The organism is Clostridium sp. ATCC BAA-442 (genome assembly GCF_964239415.1).
Classification (GTDB): domain Bacteria; phylum Bacillota; class Clostridia; order Oscillospirales; family Oscillospiraceae; genus Flavonifractor; species Flavonifractor plautii.
Genome location: NZ_CAXSQB010000101.1, coordinates 1 through 2,350, shown reverse-complemented (window position 1 = coordinate 2,350; position 2,350 = coordinate 1). Strand labels below are relative to the sequence as shown.

Here is a 2,350-nt window from a genome sequence, read left to right as displayed (position 1 = left end):
CTCCTGGCCTCCCCCCACCCCCAGGGCCTCCCTGCCCTGCGGCGGGCCATTGCGGAGCACCTGTATCGCTTCCGGGGCATCCGGGCAGACGCGGAGCAGATCGTGGTGGGGGCCGGGTCGGAGACCCTGATTGGCCTTCTGGTACAGCTTCTGGGCCGGGAGGGGGGCTATGGCGTGGAAAATCCCGGCTACACCAAGACCCAGCGCATCCTTACAAGCTGCGGCGCTGCCGTCCGCCCCCTCCCGCTGGACGGCCAGGGCCTGCGGGTGGATGCTCTGGAGGAGGCCGGGGTCCGGGTGGTTCACGTGACCCCCTCCCACCACTACCCACTGGGCATCATCATGCCGGTAGCCCGGCGGCAGGCCCTGCTGCGGTGGGCGGAGGCCGCCCCCGACCGCTATATTCTGGAGGACGACTACGACAGCGAGTTCCGCTTCTCCGGCCGCCCCATCCCCGCCCTGCAAAGCCTGGACGGCGGAGAGCGGGTGGTTTACCTCAACACCTTTGCAAAGAGTCTGGCCCCTTCCCTGCGCATCAGCTACATGGTGCTGCCCCCCCACCTGCTGGAGCGGTGGCGGCGGGATTTCTGGTTCTACTCCTCCACCGTCCCCTCCTTTGAGCAGTACGCCCTGGCCCGCTTCATGGAGCGGGGCCACTTTGAGCGCCACCTCAACCGCACCCGCACCCGCTACAAAGCCCGGCGGGAAGCGCTGCTGGCCGCCGCCCAGGACACTGGACTGACGCGGGTTGGGTCCTTCGCCGGAGGCGACGCGGGCCTCCATCTGCTCCTTTGGATGGACGGCCGCTGGAGCGAAGCCGAGCTGGTGGCGCGGGCCGTGGATGCTGGGGTAGGGGTGGCCCCCCTCTCCGCCTGTGATCTCACCCCGCCGCCCCCCGGCCGACCTCCCGCCCTGATCCTGGGCTATACCCGTATCGCCGCCGTGGACATGGCCCCGGCCCTCCGGCGGCTGAAAGCCGCCTGGGCATTCTGAGCAGGGCGGCTCTGAAAAGGCTCCCCCCGGGAATGTTATACGTTTCAACCACTCCCGCATGTGAAATCCGGCACACGTTTCACTTGAACAGGCTCAGTTGCACCCCTAGGGGACGCGGCACCGGGGCGTGGGCCGTATCCTGACGGAGTGGTAGCCCCGCCAGGAAGCGGGAGGGTTCTCCGCCGCTGAGGAGCACCAGCTCCTCTCTGGCGCGGGTCATACCCACATAGAGCAGCCGCCGCTCCTCAGCCTCATCGGTGTCCAGGCCCTTCCGCTCCAGCGGAATGCGGCCCTCCCCAACGCCGCACAGGAATACCACCGGCCACTCTAGGCCCTTGGCCCCGTGGAGGGTGGAGAGGGTCACCGCTCCGGCGGCATAACTCAGCCCGGCCCGGCGCAGCAGATCCCCCTCCTGCCCGATGGTCAGGTTGCGGAGAAAGGCGGGCACATCCCCGAAAAACACCGCCATATTGCGCAGCCGCTCCACCCCGCCAGAGGGGGTGTGGTGGGCCGTCCACTCCTCCAGGAGGGCGGCGGGGGACTTTCCCTCCCCCTGCTGCCTCTCAAGCCACGCCAGCGCGTCCTGCACCTCCCCGTCCAACAGGAAATCCTCCCGGCCGGTGACCACGCAGGGAATGCCGTCGTGGGCCAGACACTCCTCCAGCAGGGCCGCCTGCCGCCGGGTGCGGTAGAGCACCGCGATGTCCTCGAAGCTCCGCACGCCCCGGGCGGCCCCCAGCACCTGGGCCTCCAGCATGCCGACGCCGCCCACCATCCGGGCGATCTCCTTGGCCACGAAGATGGCCTCCGCCCGGTCCCCCTCGGCGGTGAGCAGGCGTACCTCCGCCCCGTGGGGGCTGTGGGTCTCCATGCGCCGGGGCGCGCCGTCGATGGCCTCCGCCACCGGCAGGGCCGCGGCGAGAATCTCCGGGGTGGAGCGGTAATTCTCCGTCAGCCTCACCGTCCGCTCCGCCCCCAGGGCGGAGAAGCAGCCGGCGTCCGCCCCGCGGAAGCCGTAGATGGACTGGTCGGGATCGCCGATGGCGAAAAAGGTGCCACCCTCCCGCCGCCAGGCCCGGAGAAGCCGGAGCTGGAGGCGGTCGATGTCCTGGAACTCGTCTACCAGCAGGTGGGTAAAGCACCGGTCCGACCGGCCGCCCTCCCACTGGCGCAGGGTCTCCAGCAGGAGGTCGTCAAAGTCCAGCTTTCCCTCCAGCTTCTCCTGATAGAGGGCAAAGGCCGGGTCGTCCCCGCCGTCCGCTCCGGTCTTGTGCCGGGAGACCGCCCGGAGGAAGGCCCCGGGGCTCCCCTTCCGGCCCAGCTCCGCCCCGGCGGCGGCCGCCGCCCCCCCCCCGCC

General features: G+C 70.3%; 2 protein-coding genes. One reads left to right on the top strand and one right to left on the bottom strand.

Going from position 1 to position 2,350, the window contains the following annotated elements:
- On the top strand, positions 1-993 hold a 993-nt coding region (pdxR, locus tag ACESY8_RS19580; protein ID WP_498794961.1), incomplete at its 5' end, for a MocR-like pyridoxine biosynthesis transcription factor PdxR.
- A gap of 79 nt (positions 994-1,072) precedes the next feature.
- On the opposite strand, the gene ACESY8_RS19575 is transcribed toward pdxR, so the two are convergent.
- Positions 1,073-2,350, bottom strand: a 1,278-nt coding sequence (locus tag ACESY8_RS19575; protein ID WP_498794960.1) for an ATP-dependent helicase, incomplete at its 5' end; no start/stop codon positions are given.